The following is an 18,497-nucleotide window of genomic DNA, read 5'->3' as shown; positions in this document are numbered from 1 at the left end:
TCACGGTTCTCGGTGCTCACAGTTTGTCCAGGGGGGTGACGATGATCCGCCCCGCCTTGATGGCGTCGGCCAGACCACCGGTCTGCGGGATGCGGGTCCCGGTGCCCGGTCGGACGACGATCTCCAGCGGGACGCCGAGCACGTCGTTCGCATGGGCCTCGAAGTCCCGGATCTGGCCCCGGTACTCCAGGTCGGCCACGTCCTTCGATTCCATCATGGTGCCGCGCTTGGCGATGGAGTCGTTCACGTCGAAGTCGGGGATGCGGTCCTTTCCGGTCTTGGGTCCGGCGATGGTCTGCTGCCCGCTGCCGGGGTTCCGCTTGACCCCGGTCTTCTGGGCGATGGCGTCCTCCTGCGGGCGGCCGGCCTTGGCGGTGCAGGGGCCCGAGTTGTGGACGAGGACCTCGGTGTCACCTGCCAGCACGTAGAAGGTGTGCAGGTCGGCGACGGTGAGGTTGTGCACCTGCTGGCGCTGTGCCGTGCGGGAGGCGGTGTCGGTGACCCGGACGCGTTCGCCGGTGTCGGTGCGCAGCCGGGTGCCGGGCTTCACGTCCGCCGCCTCGACCCAGTGGCCCAGGTCCTCGGCCCAGAAGGGGTGCGCGGCGGTGGCGGTGAGGGTGGCGGTGCGGCCGCCCCGGTCGCCGTCGGTGTCGACGGTGAGCTCGACGAGGTCCTTCTCGCCGCTGCCGCCGATCAGATGGGTGACCGGCTTGGCGGTGGTGCGTCCGGTCTCCGGGTCGGTGGCGAGCACGAGGTCGCCGGTCCGCACGTCCTCGATGGGCCGGGTGGAGCCGTCGGCCAGGACCACCTCGGTGCCGGGCACGAAGCTGTTGCACGGCGGGTTCCCGGACTTGGCGGCCTTGGCGCCGCCCTCCGCCACGTCGTCCGCCTTGCCGGCCACGCGCCGGGCCGCCTGGGTGGCGCCCCTGACGTCGTCGGCCTTGGTGGCCACCGTGGCGACCACGTCGGCTCCCTTGGTGGCGGCCTTGCGGGCCAGGCCCACACCGCCCGGAACACCGGGGACGACGGCGAGCGTCACATCGGCCACGACTCCCGCCGCGTCGGCGGCCGCCGACCAGTAGTTCCCCTTGCGGACGTTGTCCACCAGGCTCGCCACGCCGATGCCGATGCTGACGACCTCGATGGCCAGGTCGAGATAGCCGCCGGTCGGGTCGGTGTACTTCAGCGGGTTGTTGACGCCGTAGGCGTACATGGAGAGGTTCGCCGGGGTGTACACACCGCCGTTGGGGGCGCCGTCGAGATAGTCCCCGAGGGCCGGGTCGGCGGACTGCCAGACGCCGGAGCGCGGGTTGTAGTAGCGGTCGCCGTGGTAGGTGTAGCCGGTCTCCGGGTCCAGCTCCTTGCCGGTGAACTGGTACGGGTTCTTCTCACCGGGGTGTTCGTCGACCCAGACCTCGCCCGACGGGAAGTAGTCGAGGTGCTCGGCGAGGCGGCCGGTGCCGTCCGTGCCGAAGGCCGAGGAGCCCAGGTGGTCGGCGTGGTAGTAGAACTGGTCCTTCTCGTAGGCGTTGCCCGGCTTGGAGGTCTTCGTCGCGATGCGGGTGGTGCCGACGAAGACGTGCTTGAACTCCGTCTGGTTGCGGGCCGAGTAGTTCTGGTTCGGGTAGTAGTGCGTCTGGGCGCCGTCCTTGATCACCCGCTGGCCGTCCGCGTCGTAGAGGAAGCGGACCGTCGGCGGCTTGCCGGGGTTGTTGCAGGAGGACGGGTCCTGGGCCTGGGTGTGGTTCTTCGAGGTGTCGTGGACGCAGGCCAGGCGGTTGTCCTCGTCCCAGATCTGCTGCCGGCGCGGGTTGCCGGGGGTGTCGGAGACGGAGTCGATCAGGTTGCCGTTGAGGTCGTAGGACAGGCTGTCCGAGCCCACCCTGCTGGGGGCGTGCGGTCCGTCGGCGTAGGCGTAGCCGAAGGTGTAGCTGGTGCGCTTCTGCACCTGCTGGTGGCCGGAGCCGCCCACCGCGATGGCGTGGCTCTGGGACTTGCCGGTGATGTTGTGGATGGTGTCGTAGGAGGTCGACAGCCGGTAGCTGTCGGTCTTGTTGTGGGCGAAGGCGTACGAGCCCGTGGCCTCCGTCAGCCGGTACAGGTTGTCGTAGCGGTACGTCTGGACGGTGGGGCCGCCCAGCTTCGGGGTGTCCGGGCTGGTGGGCAGTTCGGTGGCGTTCTCCTGGCGGGTGAGGTTGCCGACCTCGTCGTAGCCGTAGGACAGGTTCTGGAAGGCGTAGCCCGTCGGGAGCGTGGAGTCGAGCGTGGCCAGGCGGCGGTCCTCGGCGTCGTAGGTGTAGTCCGTGGCCGTGCCGTTGCCGAGCTCGATGCGGGTGCGCTGGCCGAACTTGTCGTGGTCCAGGGACTTCAGATACGGGTAGCTGAAGCCGTTCTTGGTGCCGGTGGCCGAGCTGACCTCGCCGCCGCTGTCGTAGGTGTAGGTCAGTTCCTCGCCGTCGGGGTAGGTCAGCGACAGGACGCGGCCGAAGCTGTCGTAGCGGTGGGCGGTGGTGAAGGTGCGGATGTGGGGGCCGGGGCCGGGCAGGGTGCGGGTCTCCTCGACGACCTCGCCGAGCGGGCCGTACTTGCGGGTGACCTCGCCGGCCGCGTCCTCGACCTTGGTGACCCGGCCGACGGCGTTGTGGTCGGCGTCCGGACCGCCGTAGGTGTAGCGGACGTCGTTGTCCGTGAAGACCGGGTAGTCCACCGCTTCCAGGCGGTTGAAGTCGTAGCGGTACTCGACCGCCTCGTCCTTGGCCGCCAGGTTGGCGCTGATCGCGCGGATCACGTTGCCGGCCGGGTCGTAGACCGTGGTGCTGCGGCCCGAGTCCGGGGAGTCGATCGCGGTGCGGCGGCCGAAGTGGTCGTACGCGACGGTGGTGGTGTTGTCCCGGTCGTCGGTGATCTTCGTCAGCTGGCCGAGGGCGTCATAGGTGTACGACGTCCAGATCGGGGCGTCGCCCGCCTTGGCGCCCGGCTCGCGCACGGCCGTCTTCTGCTGCCGTACGTCGGCGTAGGCGCGGGTGGCGTTGCCCTTGGCGTCGGTGGCGGTCGTCTCGAACCGCACCGCGCCGGAGCGGTCCTCGCCGAACCCGTAGGCCAGCGTGCTGGCCGTCTCGTCGGGCAGGACCGTGCGCAGCGGGCGGTCCAGCACGTCGTACGTGATCTTCGTGGGGCGGACGGTGTCGAAGGCCGGGTTGAAGGCGGTGTTGGCGTCGCCCTTGGGCTCGGTCACCGGGTAGTACTGCTCGACCGCGCGGCCGAGCGCGTCGTAGACGGTGCGCCCGGAGACGGTCATCACGTCCTGGCCGCCGACCTCGGCGTCCTTCTTGGTCTGCACGATCCGGCCGAGGCCGTCGGCGAAGGTGACCGTGTCGATCGTGTCGTCCTTCACCGTGCCGTCGGCGGTCCGGTCCAGGTGGCGGGTGACCGCGTAGGGGACGGGTGCCTCGGGGTGGTAGGCGAAGGCGATGGTCGGGCGGCCGGCCTCGTGGTCGTAGGGGCCGGTGACCGAGGTGACCCGGCCGATGCGGTCGTACGTCGTGCTGATCCGCTGGCCGTTGATGTCCTCGGTCCGCGTGGGCTGGCCGAAGCGCAGGTCGTAGGCGGTCGTGGAGGTGTAGCCGAAGCTGTCCTCGGTCGAGGTGACGTGCGTGCCCGTCGGGTCGTCGTACGCGTAGGTGCGCTCGTAGCGCTGACCGCGGTGGTTCTCGGGCGAGGTGACGGACTTCAGGGTGCCGGTGTCGTGGTACTCCAGGTCGGTGACCGCTTCGGTGCCGTCGGCCAGGCGGGCGGTGTGGCGGGTGATCTCGCCGGTGGCGCAGTCGACCTCGGAGGTGCGCGAGCGCATCAGCTCGCCGCCGCCGCGGACCTCCAGCTCGCGGGGGATGCCGGCGATATGGGTGTCGGTGCACTCGGTGTAGCGGGTGCGGGTCTCCACGTCGTCGGCGGCGCCCGGTTCGCCGTAGTCGACCGAGCGGACCACATTGCCGAGGTCGTCGTACGACAGCGTGGTCGAGGTGCTCTTGCCGGGCTCCTTCTCGCCCTCGTACCAGCGGGACTCGGTCCTCACGAGCTGCGGGAAGACCGTGGCGCGGGTGGAGCGGCCGTCGGCGGTGCCGCCGGTGGCCACGTCGCGCAGGGTGTAGGTGTGCAGGGTCTCGGTGTAGAGGTTGCCCGCGCCGTCCGCGACCGTCTGGCGCTTGACCAGGCCGCGGGTGTAGTGGCTGGTGGTGTCGTACTCGGTGGTGGAGGTGCGGCGGTCGGCCTGGGTGGTGGTGACGGTTCCGTAGCCGCGGAACTCGCGCTCCAGGCGGTCGTAGGTGCCGCCCTCGTAGGAGAAGGCGAGGGACTGGGTGTCGGCGCCGTCGCCGGGCAGGTTGTCGTGGACCTTGGCGCCGGTCAGCAGCCAGCGGGAGCCGGGCTGGTCGTAGGTGTTGCCGTCACGGGTGTAGGCGAGATCGATGCGCGAACCCAGCGGCCGGGTCACCGACTTGAGGAGGTTGGTGCGGCCGGTGCGGTTGGCGGCGACGGTCAGCTCGCTGTCCTTGGTGGAGGCGAGGTGGTCGGCGAGGCCGTCGCCGTCGATGTCGCGCAGCATCTGCTCGGCGCGGGAGGCGCCGGTGGAGACGTTGACGCCCGGGTTGATGATCAGGTAGCCGGTGATGGGGGTGCCGAAGGTGATCCGGAAGTAGACACCGCCGCCGACGCGGGCGTTGGCGTCCTCGTTGACGCCGCCGAGGCTGCCGTGGAACGGGACCAGGGGCGCGAAGCCGCTGCCGGTGTTCAGGCCGACGCGGATCGGGTCGCCGGCCAGGACGCGGTCGGCGAGGCCGTCGCCGTTGACGTCGGCGAGGGAGTTCTTCGTCGAGGAGGAGTCCTGCTCGAAGGAGGCGCCGCCGCCGAAGCCGTAGAAGTCGGTGTTGAAGCCGATGTTGAGGCCCGCGCTGTTCCCGGAGCCCTCGTTCGGCTTGGCGCCGCCGGGCCACGGCTCGGGCGCGGCGAAGCGGTAGCCGAGGTTCAGGGCGGCGCGGCCGTCCTCGTAGACCCGGTCGGGCAGGTTGTCGCCGTTGATGTCCAGGAGGTCGGACTCGCCGTCGGAGCGGCTGGAGCCGAGGTTGCCGCCGATGCCCAGCGGGGGCATGTCGTTGCCCGCGGTGGAGGTGTTGGCGGTGCCGGTGGCGGGCGGGTCGGCGTGGCCGGAGCCGGTGCTGATGGTGCGGGCCGCGCTGCCCGCGGCGGCGTTGCCGCTGCGGGTGTCGGACTCGCGCACCGAGCCGCCGGGCAGGGTGCCGCGGGTGGCGCCGAGGGTGCCGGTGGGGTCGGTGAACTGGACGCCGCCCGCGCCGACGACGTCCGGGAAGGAGTCGCCGTTCAGGTCGAGGTAGTCCAGGACGCCCTTGGCGGTGCCCTTGGCCACGCTGCCGCCGACGCTGCCGATGCCGCCGCCCAGGGAGCCGGTCACCGAGATCTGCTGGTTGCGGGACATGCGCGGCACGGCGTGCGCCGAGGCCAGCGATCCGGGCTGGGGCAGGCCGATGGTGGGGCCGCCGAAGCGGGAGCTGGAGGTGGTGCCGGCGGCGACCCAGGTGTACTCGCCGGTGCCCCAGCGGTGGTGCTCGGTGTCCGGGGTGAGCGGCACGACCGTCGTCGGCGTGATCCGCGGGTCGCGTTCGAAGGCGTCGCGGTCCCGGTCGGGGTCGACATCGTCGGGCAGCTGCTCGGCCAGGTCCTCGACGTCCGCGTTCAGGTCGCTCTGCTTGAGGGGCTGTTCGGCGCGCTCCTTGTTGCCGTTGTAGCCGACGGCGGACCAGCCGCGGTACGGGCGGGCGAAGACGCCCTCGGCCGCGGGGGCGTGCACGGTCACCGGCATCGACGCGGCGCCGACGGACGCCTCCGCGCCGGTGATCTTCGCGGCGAGCTCCGCGGAGGGCACGGTGAGGTCGAGGAACAGCTCCTCGCCGGCCTCGGCCGTCACCTGCAGCGGCGCCGGGTCGGCACCCAGCTCGACCGTGCTCTTGGCGAGCAGCGCGCCGCGCTTCTTCACGGTGAACACCGCGCGTCCCGTGGTGCCCTCGGGGGCGGTGACGTGCGGGGTGACGGTGAAGGTGCCGCCGGGAGCCGGGTACGCGGCGGGCGGGGCCGTCGCGGTGCCGGTCACCTGGTAGGTGTCGATGTCGTACGGGGCGTGGAAGCGGACCTGGGAGGGGTCGGCCACGCCGTCGGCGGCGGTGTACCGGGCCTCGGGCGCCCACCGGAGCGCGGTGACGTCGATCGGCGAGTCGGTGTCGAGGCGCCAGGCGAGGTCCTGGCCCTGGGTGACGGGGACGGTGAGGTCGACGGGGACGGTGCCCGTGTCGCCGGCCGGGATCTCCTTCTTCAGCAGCGGGTCTCCGTCGCGGGTGATCAGGACGGTGACGTCGTCGCTGGTCGCGGAGGTCTTCTCGATGTCGCCGGTCAGGTGCAGGGTGCCGGTCAGCGGGGCCTCGACGGTGCCGGAGCGGCCGGCGAGGGTGAAGTCCTTCGACGCGGTGTAGGAGTGCAGGGGCAGGCCGTCGGCGTCGGTGGCCTCGAAGCCCGTGTAGGTGATCGTCGGGTCCCAGGCGACCTGGTCGGCGGTGCCGTCGAAGACGGAGCCGACGCGGAAGTACAGCTGCTGGCCGCGCTCGACCTCGATCGCGTCCACGGCCTGCGGGGTGCGCGCGGTGTGGTCACCGGCCGGGATGCGGGCCGACCACAGCTCGCGGTCCTCGTGCTGGACGGCCACCCGCACGCCGTCGGGCTCGGCGAACTCGGCCTCGTCGGCCTCCCCTGGCCGGAGCGTGACGGTTCCGGTGACGCGCACGGTGCCGTCGTAGGGCGCGGTCCAGCGGCGGACGGTGTCCAGCAGCGGGTAGGAGTCGATGCGCCGCTGCCGCTCGGCGGAGTAGTCGGGCAGCAGGCCGTCGGTGTCGACGCGGCCCGCGCCGATCGGCACCGGGGTGCGGTCGGCGGCGCCGTAGGCCAGGGAGCCGTCCGCCTCGACCCGGCCGAACAGCACCGACGAGCCGTCGACGAGGTCGACGACGCCGTCGGCGTTGACGTCGGAGAAGTAGCGCCGGGTGGTGGAGACGGTGTCGACGTAGTCCAGCTGGGCGGCGATCCCGCCGAGGTAGCCCTCGACCCCGACCGTGCGGGCGCTGGAGGTGCCGCCGAGGATGCCGGGCAGGCCGCGCAGCGGGGTGGTGGCGGCGGCGAACTCGGGCTCGCCGCCGGGCCGGGAGAGGTTCTTGCGGAAGACGAAGCCGTCGCCCCGCTTGAGGACCTTGTCCGGCAGGTTGTCGCCGTCCACGTCCACCAGCGCCAGCAGGCCCTCGTCCTTGCCGCGGTTGTAGCCCGCCTTGATGCCCACCGAGCCGGACTTCTGCCCGGTGAAGCCGTAGCCGACGTACAGATGCCCGCCGGCCCCCGTGGAGGAGTTGCCGTTCAGCGCGCCGGCCTCGCCGGCGCCCGAACGCACGCCGTTCACCGTGCCGTTGCGGACGTTGTCGTCCGGCGACGACCAGTCGACGCGGGCGAACGCCGCGTAGGAGCCGTCGGCGTCACGGATGTCGTCGTAGTAGGAGAACGTGTGCTCGGTGAAGGGCTTGCCGTCGGCACCCAGCTGGGTGACGGACTTCAGCAGCGTCTTGTGGAACGCGCCCTCGTCGTAGTCGAGTTCGTAGCCGCGCACCAGCTCGTCGTGGTAGCGCACCTCGACGCGGCGCAGCAGGTCGGCGGTGACCCGCTTGAAGCCGCCGCGCGCGTCGATGTGGACGTCGGGGCGGCGGGGCTCGTCGAGGTCGCGGTCGCGGACGAAGGTCACCGTGTAGGGGCCGTCGTCGTCCCCGCGCCCGGTGTAGGCGATCTTCTTCACGTACAGCTCGCGGCCGGTGACCGTGCCGCCGTTCACGCCGGCGTCCTCGACGAGGGCGTAGCGGTAGCGGACGGTGTTGCCGTGGGTGTCGCGCACCTCGCGCAGGGCCCAGGAGAAGATGTTGCCCTGGTCGTCGGTGAGCCGGGCGCCCTCACCGCCGTAGAAGTAGCGGGTCCCGGACTTGTCGGTGACCTCCCAGCCGTACGACTTCGGCGAGTCGCCGGTGCGCACGATGCGGGCGAAGCCGCCCTCGACGCGGGTGTGGAAGACCTTGTCGCCCTCGCTGCGCGGGCCGGGCTCGCTGCGGTGGGCGACCGGGGTGAGCTGCTCGCCGGCCAGGGTGTACGTCTCGGTCTCCTTGGCCGCGTCGTAGCGCGGGACGCCCCAGCGGGTGTCGATGGAGACGGAGGGGACGGTCAGGTTCCAGCCGGTGCCCAGCCAGCCGTCGGCGGCCGCCGAGGAGTAGCCGATGGACAGGGAGGGGGCGAGCCCGGCGCGGCCCGGCGGGACCTCAAGGGGGTACGAAAGGCGGGCGTCGCCCTGGTTGTTGGCGGCGGGGGCGGCGATCTGGTGGACGCCGGTGGCGGGGTCCGCGGCCTGGATGCCCTTGATGCGGTTCGGGTCGAAGGTGACCTGCTCGGGGCCCTCGGGGGCGGTGACGGTGGCGTTCACCATGTCGGTGAAGTGGTTGGTGCGCGAGACGACGACCTGCTTCTCCTCGTCGACCGCGATCCGCTCCAGCGGCTGCCAGCAGTCGGCCGCCTCGTCGAAGTAGAAGGTTTGTACGTCGTTCGGGGTGAGCCCGGCCGCCTTCAGCGCGTCCGGGTCGTACGGCAGGGAGACCGTGATGTCGGTCTCGAAGGTGTGCGGGGTCGGTGTGAACCGGTAACCGCGCGGTCCCTCGGTCATGTTGTCCATGCCGGCGCCGAGGCTCGGCAGGGTGGTCTCGGACAGCGGCTGGACACCGATCTCCGTCGGCCGGTCCACCGCCTCGGGTGCCAGCGCGACCTCGGCGCCCTCGGCGGCCACCCGCTTGGTCACGCCGGTGCTGGGGGTGACCCAGTCCGTGGTCACCGGGGCGGACTCCCTGGCGAGCGGCCCCTTGTCCGCGGCCTCCGACCCCGGTACGCAGCCGCCCAGCGGCTGCGCGTCGGCGACCGGTGCCGTGTCGGCCCTATCTCGCCACACGCCTGCGCTGAGCAGTGACAGCACCAGGGCGAGCCCCAGCAGCAACGGAAGAAAGCGTCTGCGTCCCCACACGCGACCGGCCATGAACAGCCCAGCCCTTCTACGCAACAGCCACAGGTTGCACGAGATCCGCACGGAGCTTCACAGCTCACTCACAAGTACCGCCAGTAGAGAATCCGTCACGGTTGGTGAGGGAAATCCGGCCAGCGGGGCCGCGAGGGGGTGGGGACGGATTTGAAAACGATTGTCATCGTGCTACGGTTCGTCGCGCGTTCAACCTTTGACCTGCGCCTTCCCCGGAGTGATCCGTGCGTCTCCCCGCCCGCTTTCTGCCCCTCACCGCGCTCACCGCCGCCTCGGCGTTGCTGACCGGTTGCTTCTCCGGATCGCCGCAGGCCACGGGCGGAGGCGACGGCAAGCGCATCCGGGTCGCGATGATGCAGCCGCCGCGCTCGGGGCTGTCCCCGCTCTCCGACGACGCGTTCAAACTGTCGCGCTGGTCCACCGCCGAGACACTGGTGAAGCTGGACGCCGAGGGCGACGCACTGCCCGCGCTGGCCACCGACTGGCGGCAGTCCGGGCGCAGTTGGACCTTCTCGATACGCCGGGGCGTCACCTTCCACGACGGCACGAAGCTCGACGCCGAAGCCGTCGTCCGCTCCCTCACCCGCGCCGCGACCGCCTCCCCCAAACCCCGCATCCTCGACGGCGTCGAGCTGACCGCGCGCGCCGCGGACACGGACACCGTCACCGTCACCACCGCCGAGCAGGACCCCCTCGTCCCCCAGCGGCTCAGCTCCCCCCAGCTGTCGATCCTCGCGGCGCGGGCCTACCGCGGGAAGACGGTGAACCCGCTCGGCGCCGGCACCGGCCCCTTCGAGCTGACCGAGGTCGACGGCACCTCCTCCGCCTCCCTCGACCGCTACGACGGCTACTGGGGGAAGAAGGCCGAGGCGCCCGGCATCGACGTGACGTTCGTGCCCGACGGCACCGCCCGCGCGGCCGCCCTGCGCAGCGGCGAGGCCGACATCGTCGAGGCCGTACCCGTCTCCCAGGCCGCCCTGCTGGACGAGGACCTGATCACCGAGGTCCCGATGCCGCGCACCAACACCCTCTATCTGAACACCTCCGAGGGCCCCTTCGAGGATCCCGCGCTGCGCGCCGCCGCCCGCGAGGCGATCGACGCCGCCTCCCTCGTGAAGGGCGTGTACGAGGGCCGCGCGGACATCGCGGAGGGGCTGCTGGGACCGGCCCTGCCCTGGGCCGCCGAACTGCGCGGTCCGGTGCGGCGCGCGAAGGCCGGCCGGCCGAACGGCGAGACCATCACCATCGGCACCTTCACCGACCGCGCCGAACTCCCCGAGGTCGCCGCCGCGCTGCAACAGCAGCTCCAGAAGGCCGGGTTCACGGTGAAGCTGGACGTGCGCGAGTACGCCAACATCGAATCCGACGCGCTGGCGGGCGCGTTCGACGCCTTCATCCTCTCCCGCGCCACCGTCCTGGACTCCGGCGACCCGGCCGCCTACCTCTACAGCGACTTCGCCTCCGACGGCTCCTTCAACATCGCCCAGCTCGCGGACCGTTCGGTGGACGCAGCGCTGCGCGCCGCGGGCGCCACGGCCACCGGTGACGCCCGCCGCGCGGCCGTCGTCGCCGCCGAGGCCGCGGTGCTGGGCACCGACGCGGCCGTGCCGATGCTGCACGAGCGGGTGATCCAGGGCGACGCGGCCGGGGTCGTCGGCGCCGCCCACGATCCGCGTGAGCGCGAGCTCGTCACCGCGGACACCTACGTCAAGTGAGGCCGACCGCCGCCGGGGTGACCCGGGTGCTGTCTCTCGCCGGGGTCGTCACCGCCGTGGGCCTGCTGCCCTGGCTGTCCGGGCGGGACCCCGCGCTGACCGTGCTGCGCGCCCGGTCCGCCGAGCAGGAGCCGACGCCGGAGGCCCTGGACGCCGTACGGCGTGATCTGGGGCTGGATCAGGGGCCCTTGGGGCTGTTCGGGGACTGGGCGGCCGGGCTGCTGCGCGGTGACCTCGGGACCTCGTGGGTGTCGCACACCGAGGTGCTGCCGTCGGTGACGGCCGGGCTCCAGGTGTCGCTGGGGCTGATGGGCGCGGCGCTGGCGGTCGCGGCGGTGCTGGCCGCGGTGCTGGTCGCGCCGGTGCTGGTGCGCGGGCGCGGCTCGGCCGGGGCGGGGGCCGCGATGCTGGCGGCCGTGCCCGAGTTCCTGCTGGCCACGGTCCTGCTGCTGGTGTGCGGGGTGTGGCTGGGGTGGCTGCCGACGTCCGGGTGGCAGGGGCCGCAGCACCTGGTGCTGCCCGCGCTCGCGATGGGGGTTCCGGCGGGCGGGCTGCTGGGGCGGCTGGTCGCGGACGCGCTGCCCGGCGTGCTCGACGAGCGGTGGGTCGAGCTGTGGCGGGGCGCGGGAGTGGGCCGGGCGCGGATCGCCGGGGCCGCGCTGCGGCGGGTGCTGCCGCCGCTGGTGCCGCAGTTCGGGATGGCGGCCGTGGGGCTGGCCGGTGGGGCGGTCGCGGTGGAGACCGTGTTCGCGGTGCCGGGCATCGGGCGTACGGCGCTCGGGGCGGCCAAATCGCAGGATCTGCCGCTGCTCCAGGGCTCGGTGCTGGCGCTGTTGCTGCTCGGGCTGGTCGCGGGCGTGGCGGCGGCGTTCACACGGCGGGTGCTGCTGGGGCGGGCGCTGCGTGACGCCGCGTTGTCGCTGCCCACGGCGCATCCGGTGCGTACACACCCGGCGGTGCCGTTGACCCTGTTCACACTGCTCGCCGTGACGATCGGCTGGGGGCTGCTGCGCGACCCGTACGCCGTGCACACCGACGTCCGGCTCGCCGCGCCCTCCTGGACGCACCCGCTCGGCACGGACGGGCTCGGCCGGGACGTCCTGGCCCGGCTGGGGCACGGCGCCGCCTCGACCGTCGGCACGGCGGCGGCGGTGTGCCTGCTCAGCCTGCTGGTCGCGCTCGCGCTGGGTTTCCTGCCCGGCGTCGCGGCCGGTGCCGCGGACATCGCCAACGCGCTGCCCCCGGTGATCGTCGGCATCCTCGTCGCCGCCACCGCGGGCCCCGGCACCGGGGGCGCCGCCCTCGCCGTCGCCCTGATCTCCTGGCCGCCCCTCGCCGCGCACACGGCCGCGCTGGTGCAGGAGGTGCGGGCGTCGGCGTTCCTCACCGCCGCGCGAGCCCTCGGCACACCCCCTTCCTGGATCCTGACCCGGCATGTCCTGCCGTCCGTCGCCGCGCCCGTCGCCCGGCACGCCCTGCTCCGGCTGCCCGGTATCGCCCTCGCCCTGGCCTCGCTCGGCTTCCTGGGCCTGGGCGCGCAGCCGCCCGCGCCCGAGTGGGGGCTGCTCCTCGACGAGTCCCGCGCCTATGTCGAACGCGCCCCCTGGGCGGCCCTCGCCCCGGCCGTCGCGCTCGCTCTGCTGGCGGGGCTGGCGGTGTCGGGGGCGGCGTACACGTCGTCCACGTACGCGTCGTCCCGGTACGCGGCGGGGGCGCGGGCGCGCGGTCCGCGCCCGGCAGGGAAGGAGGCCCCCCTTGCCGTCCCCCAGCCCTGATCGGCCGACCGGTGCCCACCCCGGCCCACCGCCCGACGGCGCCCTGCTCTCGGTGCGAGACCTGCGCATCTCCTTCCACGGCACCGAGGCCGTACGCGGGGTGTCCTTCGACGTCCGCCCTCGTGAAGTCCTGGCGCTCGTCGGGGAGTCGGGCGCGGGCAAGTCGCTGACCGCGCGGGCGCTGCTCGGGATGGTGCCGGCCGGTGCGACGGTGACCGGAAGCGTCCTGCCGGACCTGTCCGCCGAGCGCGGCCGCCGTATCACGCTCGTACCGCAGGACGCGCTGTCCGCCCTCTCCCCCGTGCACCCCGTCGGCGACCAACTCGCCGCCGCCGTACGGTCCGTGCGGCGCGTCTCCCGACGGGAGGCCCGCGCGCTCGCGGTCGCCGCGCTGGACCGGGTCGGCATCCCCGACGCGGGCCGCCGGGCGCGTGCCTACCCGCACGAGTTCTCCGGCGGCATGCGGCAGCGGGCGGTGATCGCCATGGCCACCGTCAACGAACCGGACATCGTGGTCGCCGACGAGCCGACCACCGCCCTGGACGCCGAGCGCCGGGAGCTGGCGCTGCGGGTGCTGACCGAGCAGCGGGAGGCCGTCGGGGCGTCACTGGTGCTGGTCACGCACGACCTGGAGGCGGTACGCGGGCACGCGGACCGGATGCTGGTGATGTACGCGGGCCGGGCCGTCGAACTCGGCCCCGCGCGGGAGGTTCTGGACCGCCCCCGCGCCCCCTACACGGCCGGTCTGCTGGCCTCCCTCCCCCGGCCGGACGGCCCCCGGCTGCGCCGCCTGCCCGTCCTGACCGGCACCCCGCCCGCCCCCGGCACCCTTCCGCCGGGCTGCGCCTTCGCGCCGCGCTGCGCCCTGGCCGACGACCGCTGCCGGGTGGCGGAGCCGGAACCGGTGCAGGCGGAGGCGGGACGGCACGTCGCCTGCCACCACTCGGCGGAGCTGCCCGGCGCGCCCGAGGAACAGCCCGTATGAGCCACCCTCTGCCCGGCACCCGCGCAGCCGCCGTACCCGTGGAGCACCCCGCATGACCCTCCCCCTCTTCGACGTCCGCGGTCTCGTCGTGCGCTACGGCGATGTCACCGCCGTGGACGGCGTCTCCTTCCACCTCGACGCGGGCGAGACGCTGGCCCTGGACGGCCCGTCCGGCTGCGGCAAGTCCTCCACCGCGCTGGCGGCCCTGCTGCTGCGCCGCCCGCAGGCGGGTGAAGTGCGCTTCGAGGGGCGGGAGTTGACGGGGCTCACGGAGCGCGAGCTGCGTCCGCTGCGGCCGCGTATGCAGCCGGTCTTCCAGGACCCGTACGGCTCTTTGAACCCCCGGCGCCCGGTCCGTGAGGCGGTCGCGGAACCGCTGAAGCTGCACGGCCGCTGGACGGCGGCCGGCGGTCCCGCCCGGGTGGCCGAGCTGCTCGACCGGGTCGGCCTGGACCCGGCGTACGGCGACCGGCGGCCGCACGAGCTGTCCGGCGGCCAGTGCCAGCGCGTCGGCATCGCCCGCGCGCTGGCCTGTGAACCGCGGTTGCTGGTGCTGGACGAGCCGGTGTCGGCGCTGGACCCCTCCGTGCGGGCCGGCGTGCTCAATCTGCTCGCCGATCTGCGCGACGACCTCGGCCTCGGCTACCTCTTCATCTGCCACGACCGCGCCGTCGTACGGCACTTCGCGGACCGGGTGATCGAGATGCGCGAGGGGCGGATCAGCTCCGGGCAGCCGCCTCGATCACCTGGCGGAGACCCGCGGTGAGCGCGTCGGCGTCGGGCGCGTTCTCGGGGTCGAAGGTCCATTGCGCGATGAGCCCCGTCATGAGGGTCGTGTAGAACTTGCCGAGGGTGTCGAGCGTCCCGGCGTCGATCTCCTCCTCCGACACGCCCATGAACAGCGCGACCAGCGCGCGTTCGGCGTCCCGCTGCTGCGCCGCCAGATGCTCCCGCACCGCCGGCAGTTGATCGCCCATGGCGACGATCTCCATGCTGAGATGCCACATCGAGCCCGGCACCCGCATGGTGCCGATGATGTTCGACCACACCTGCCGGAACCGCTCGACCGAGCCGGGTTCGGCGGCGGGCTCCTCGCGCTCGCCCTCGAAGTCCTGGGAGAGCTCCCCGACCAGCGCGAGGTATGCCTCCGCCAGCAGCGCGTCCTTCGAGCCGTAGTGGTAGCCGATCGACGCCAGGTTGGTCCCCGACTCCTTGACGATGTCGCGCGCGGTCGTGCGTACGAAGCCCTTCGCCAGCAGGCAGCGCTTGGCGCCTTCCAGCAGATCCTCACGGTGTCCCATGCCGGTCAGCTTAGCGAGGGGTTCATACGGCCGTACTAGACGTGCGATTTACACCAGCGTACTAGACGAGCGATTTATACGCTCGTACTAGACAGTTGTTTATGGCGTCGGTACGTTACGGGCCATGACCGATCCGACGTACACCCCTCCCCCTGCGCCCACCCGTGCCGGGCGCCGCGAATGGACCGCCCTCGGCGTGCTGATGCTGCCGCTGCTGCTGGTCTCGATGGACGTGAGCGTCCTGTACTTCGCGGTCCCCTCGATCAGCGCGGACCTGGAGCCGACCGGCACGCAGCAGCTGTGGATCTTCGACATCTACGGGTTCGTCCTGGCCGGCCTGCTGATGACGATGGGCTCCCTCGGCGACCGCATCGGCCGGCGCCGGCTGCTGATGATCGGCGCGGCGGCCTTCGGCGGCGCCTCCCTGGTGGCCGCCTACGCCCACAGCGCCGAGACGCTGATCGCGGCCCGCGCGGTCCTCGGCATCGGCGGCGCCACCCTGATGCCGTCGACGATGGCGCTGGTGCGCACGATGTTCACCGACCCCGCCCAGCGCACCAAGGCCATCGGCCTGTGGTCCGGCGTGATGACCGCCGGTATCGCGCTCGGCTCGGTGATGAGCGGGGTGCTCGTCGAGCACTTCTGGTGGGGCTCGGTGTTCCTGGTCAACCTGCCCGCGATGGCCCTGCTCCTGCTGCTCGGCCCGCTCCTGCTCCCCGAGTCCAAGAACCCGCGGCCGGGCCGGTTCGACCTGCTGAGCGTGCCCCTGTCACTGGCCTCGGTGCTGCCCGTGATCTACGGCCTGAAGGAGATCGCGGCCGAGGGCTGGAACGTCCGCCACGTCGTCTCGGTCACCGTCGGCCTGCTCTTCGCCGCGCTCTTCGTCCACCGGCAGCGCACCGCGGCCGCACCGCTGATCTCACCCGCCCTGTTCCGGGCCCCCGGCTTCACCCCGGCCGTCGTCCTCAATCTGGTCTCGGCGTTCGGGATGATGGGCTCGGCGTACTTCACCACCCAGTACCTCCAGTCCGTCCTCGGCAGAAGCGCCCTGGAGGCGGCGCTGCTCAGCCTGCTGCCCTCGGTCCCGATCGGGTTCGCGGCGCCGGTCGCGGCGGGGCTCGTGGCGCGGGGCGTGGCGCGCGCCCATGTCGTCGCCGGGGGCTTCGCGGTGGCCGCCTCCGGATATGTGCTGCTGGCGCTGACCGGGACGGACGACCTGTGGACGCTGCTCATCGCGTGCGCGGTCCTCGCCTGCGGGATCGTCGCCGTGATGGCCCAGCTCACCGACCTCGCGCTGAACGCGGCCCCGGCGGAGAAGGCGGGTTCGGCCTCCTCCCTGCTGGAGACCGGCCAGGAGTTCGGGGGCGCGCTCAGCATGGCCGCCCTGGGCTCCATCGGTACGGCCGTCTACCGGCACGGCATGCCGGACTCGGCGCCCGAGGCGGCGGGCGAGACGCTCGGCGGTGCGCTGGCCGTCGCCGAGGGGCTGCCGGGGCGCGCGGGAGACGCCCTGGCGGCCGCGGCCCGTGAGGCGTTCACCGACGGCATGCGGGCGGCGTCGGTCGCGGGGGCGGTGCTGCTGGTGGGCGCGGCGGGACTGGCGGCGGTGGCGCTGCGCAGGACCGGTCCGGTGGGACAGCAGACGCCGGACGAGCATCTCAGCTCGTCCGGCGTCTGAGGACGAGGCCCGTTCAGGGCCGAAGCGGGGGGCTCTGGGGGCGGCGGCCCCCAGGCACCGCGAGCTACGCCAGGTTCACCGACCGGGCCGAGGTGGCGCCGATCTCCGTGGCCAGCTCGGCCAGCACTCCCGGGGAGACGGTGTCGTCGACGGTCAGCACGGCCAGCGCCTCGCCGCCCGCCGCCGCACGGGCGACCTGCATACCGGCGATGTTGATGCCGGCCTCGCCGAGGATGCGGCCGACGGTGCCGACGACGCCGGGACGGTCCTCGTAGCGCAGGACGACCATGTGGTCGGCGAGCGCGAGGTCCACGTCGTAGTCGCCGACGGCGACGATCTTCTGCAGGTGCTTGGGGCCGGCCAGGGTGCCGGAGACCGAGACCTCCTCGCCGGTGCCGAGGGTGCCGCGCACGGTGACCACGTTGCGGTGGTCCGGGGACTCCGAGCTGGTCGTCAGACGCACCTCGACACCGCGCTCCTGCGCGAACAGCGGGGCGTTGACGTAGGAGACGGTCTCGTCGACGACGTCCTCGAAGACACCCTTGAGCGCGGACAGCTCCAGCACCTTCACGTCGTGCTGGGTGATCTCGCCGTACACCTCGACGTCGAGGCGGACCGCGACCTCACCGGCGAGCGCGGTGAAGATGCGGCCGAGGCGCTCGGCGAGCGGCAGGCCCGGCTTGACGTCCTCGGCGATGACACCGCCCTGGACGTTCACCGCGTCGGGCACGAGCTCACCGGCGAGGGCGAGGCGGACGGACTTGGCGACCGCGATGCCGGCCTTCTCCTGGGCCTCGTCGGTGGAGGCGCCCAGGTGCGGGGTGGCGACGACCTGGTCGAACTCGAACAGCGGCGAGTCGGTGCAGGGCTCCTTGGCGTACACGTCGAGGCCGGCGCCGGCGACCCGGCCCTCCTTGAGGGCGGCGTACAGCGCCTGCTCGTCGACGATGCCGCCACGCGCGGCGTTGACGATGCGCACGCTCGGCTTGACCTTGCGCAGCGCCTCGTCGCCGATCAGACCCAGGGTCTCGGGGGTCTTCGGCAGATGGACGGTGATGAAGTCGGAGACCTCCAGCAGCTCGTCCAGGCTCAGCACCTTCACGCCCATCTGCGCGGCCCGCGCGGGCTGCACGTACGGGTCGTAGGCGACGACCTTCATGCCGAAGGCGGACATGCGCTGGGCGACCAGGGCGCCGATGCGGCCGAGGCCGACGACGCCGAGGGTCTTCTCGGCCAGCTCCACGCCGGTGTACTTGCTGCGCTTCCACTCGCCGTTCTTCAGCGCGGCGTTGGCCTGCGGGATGTTGCGGGCGGTGGCCAGGATCAGACCGCAGGCCAGCTCGGCGGCGGTCACGATGTTGGAGGTCGGGGCGTTGACGACCATCACGCCGGCCTTGGTGGCGGCGGAGACGTCCACGTTGTCCAGGCCGACGCCGGCGCGGGCGACGACCTTGAGCTTGTTCGCGGCCGCGATCGCCTCGGCGTCGACCTTGGTGGCCGAGCGGATCAGGATCGCGTCGACATCGGCGATGGCCGGGAGCAGTTCGGCTCGGTCCGCGCCGTTGCAGTGGCGGATCTCGAAGTCCGGGCCAAGCGCGTCCACGGTCGCGGGCGACAGCTCTTCAGCGATGAGTACGACGGGTTTCGAGCTCACGTGAGTCCTCACAAATCCCATGCTTGCGGACGGCCGTCCCGACGGCCGCAGGCGGTGGAGGGGGGCTAGTCGCGTGGAAGACGCACGACGCTGTGGGCCTGACGCGTATGTTGCTCAGAAGTGTAGTGGCGTTGGGGGGAGCGTACTTCGCCTCTACGGAAGGATCACTCGTCCGTGGCTGGACTACTTGGACAACGGGGCCGGAGCGCGTCGCCCCGGCCCC

8 protein-coding genes are annotated in these 18,497 nt (G+C 72.7%); 5 read left to right on the top strand and 3 right to left on the bottom strand.

The annotated features are described in order from the left end of the window. Window positions 1-16 precede the first annotated feature (16 nt). Window positions 17-9,166, bottom strand: coding sequence for a SpvB/TcaC N-terminal domain-containing protein (locus ACSU6M_RS24115; protein ID WP_437072250.1), 9,150 nt, complete (start codon window positions 9,164-9,166; stop codon window positions 17-19). Between the two features lie 224 nt (window positions 9,167-9,390). On the opposite strand from ACSU6M_RS24115, the gene ACSU6M_RS24110 reads away from it, so the two are divergent. Genes ACSU6M_RS24110 through ACSU6M_RS24095 form a run of 4 tightly spaced genes read left to right on the top strand, consistent with a single transcriptional unit; the run spans window position 9,391 to window position 14,407 of the window. Next, complete coding sequence (locus ACSU6M_RS24110; RefSeq protein ID WP_437072249.1) at window positions 9,391-10,881, top strand: ABC transporter substrate-binding protein; 1,491 nt, start codon at window positions 9,391-9,393, stop codon at window positions 10,879-10,881. Beyond that, complete coding sequence (locus tag ACSU6M_RS24105) at window positions 10,878-12,656, top strand: ABC transporter permease subunit (protein ID WP_437072247.1); 1,779 nt, start codon at window positions 10,878-10,880, stop codon at window positions 12,654-12,656. The genes ACSU6M_RS24110 and ACSU6M_RS24105 overlap by 4 nt, the downstream gene beginning before the upstream one ends. Then, complete coding sequence (locus ACSU6M_RS24100) at window positions 12,637-13,641, top strand: ABC transporter ATP-binding protein (RefSeq protein ID WP_437072246.1); 1,005 nt, start codon at window positions 12,637-12,639, stop codon at window positions 13,639-13,641. Before ACSU6M_RS24105 ends, ACSU6M_RS24100 begins: the two co-directional genes overlap by 20 nt. A 52-nt stretch (window positions 13,642-13,693) precedes the next feature. Then, complete coding sequence (locus ACSU6M_RS24095; RefSeq protein ID WP_437072245.1) at window positions 13,694-14,407, top strand: ATP-binding cassette domain-containing protein; 714 nt, start codon at window positions 13,694-13,696, stop codon at window positions 14,405-14,407. Here the strand turns inward: ACSU6M_RS24095 and ACSU6M_RS24090 are convergent. After that, window positions 14,361-14,942 carry a TetR/AcrR family transcriptional regulator gene (locus ACSU6M_RS24090; protein WP_437072244.1) on the bottom strand — a complete coding sequence of 194 codons (582 nt, stop codon included), beginning with the start codon at window positions 14,940-14,942 and terminating at the stop codon, window positions 14,361-14,363. The two genes, ACSU6M_RS24095 and ACSU6M_RS24090, sit on opposite strands and share 47 nt — an antisense overlap. A gap of 124 nt (window positions 14,943-15,066) precedes the next feature. On the opposite strand from ACSU6M_RS24090, the gene ACSU6M_RS24085 reads away from it, so the two are divergent. Next, a complete protein-coding gene (locus ACSU6M_RS24085) occupies window positions 15,067-16,620 on the top strand; it encodes an MFS transporter (protein WP_437072243.1) in 1,554 nt (517 codons plus the stop codon). A gap of 64 nt (window positions 16,621-16,684) precedes the next feature. Here the strand turns inward: ACSU6M_RS24085 and serA are convergent, their stop codons facing one another. Continuing rightward, window positions 16,685-18,274 (bottom strand): phosphoglycerate dehydrogenase, encoded by a 1,590-nt coding sequence (serA, locus tag ACSU6M_RS24080; protein WP_437072241.1) that lies wholly within the window; start codon window positions 18,272-18,274, stop codon window positions 16,685-16,687. Window positions 18,275-18,497 lie beyond the last annotated feature (223 nt).

It is taken from the genome of Streptomyces sp. enrichment culture (assembly GCF_964272895.1).
In the GTDB taxonomy this organism is placed as follows: Bacteria; Actinomycetota; Actinomycetes; order Streptomycetales; family Streptomycetaceae; genus Streptomyces.
The sequence above is the reverse complement of the archived record's forward strand: the minus strand, read 5'-3'. Positions and strand labels throughout refer to the sequence as shown.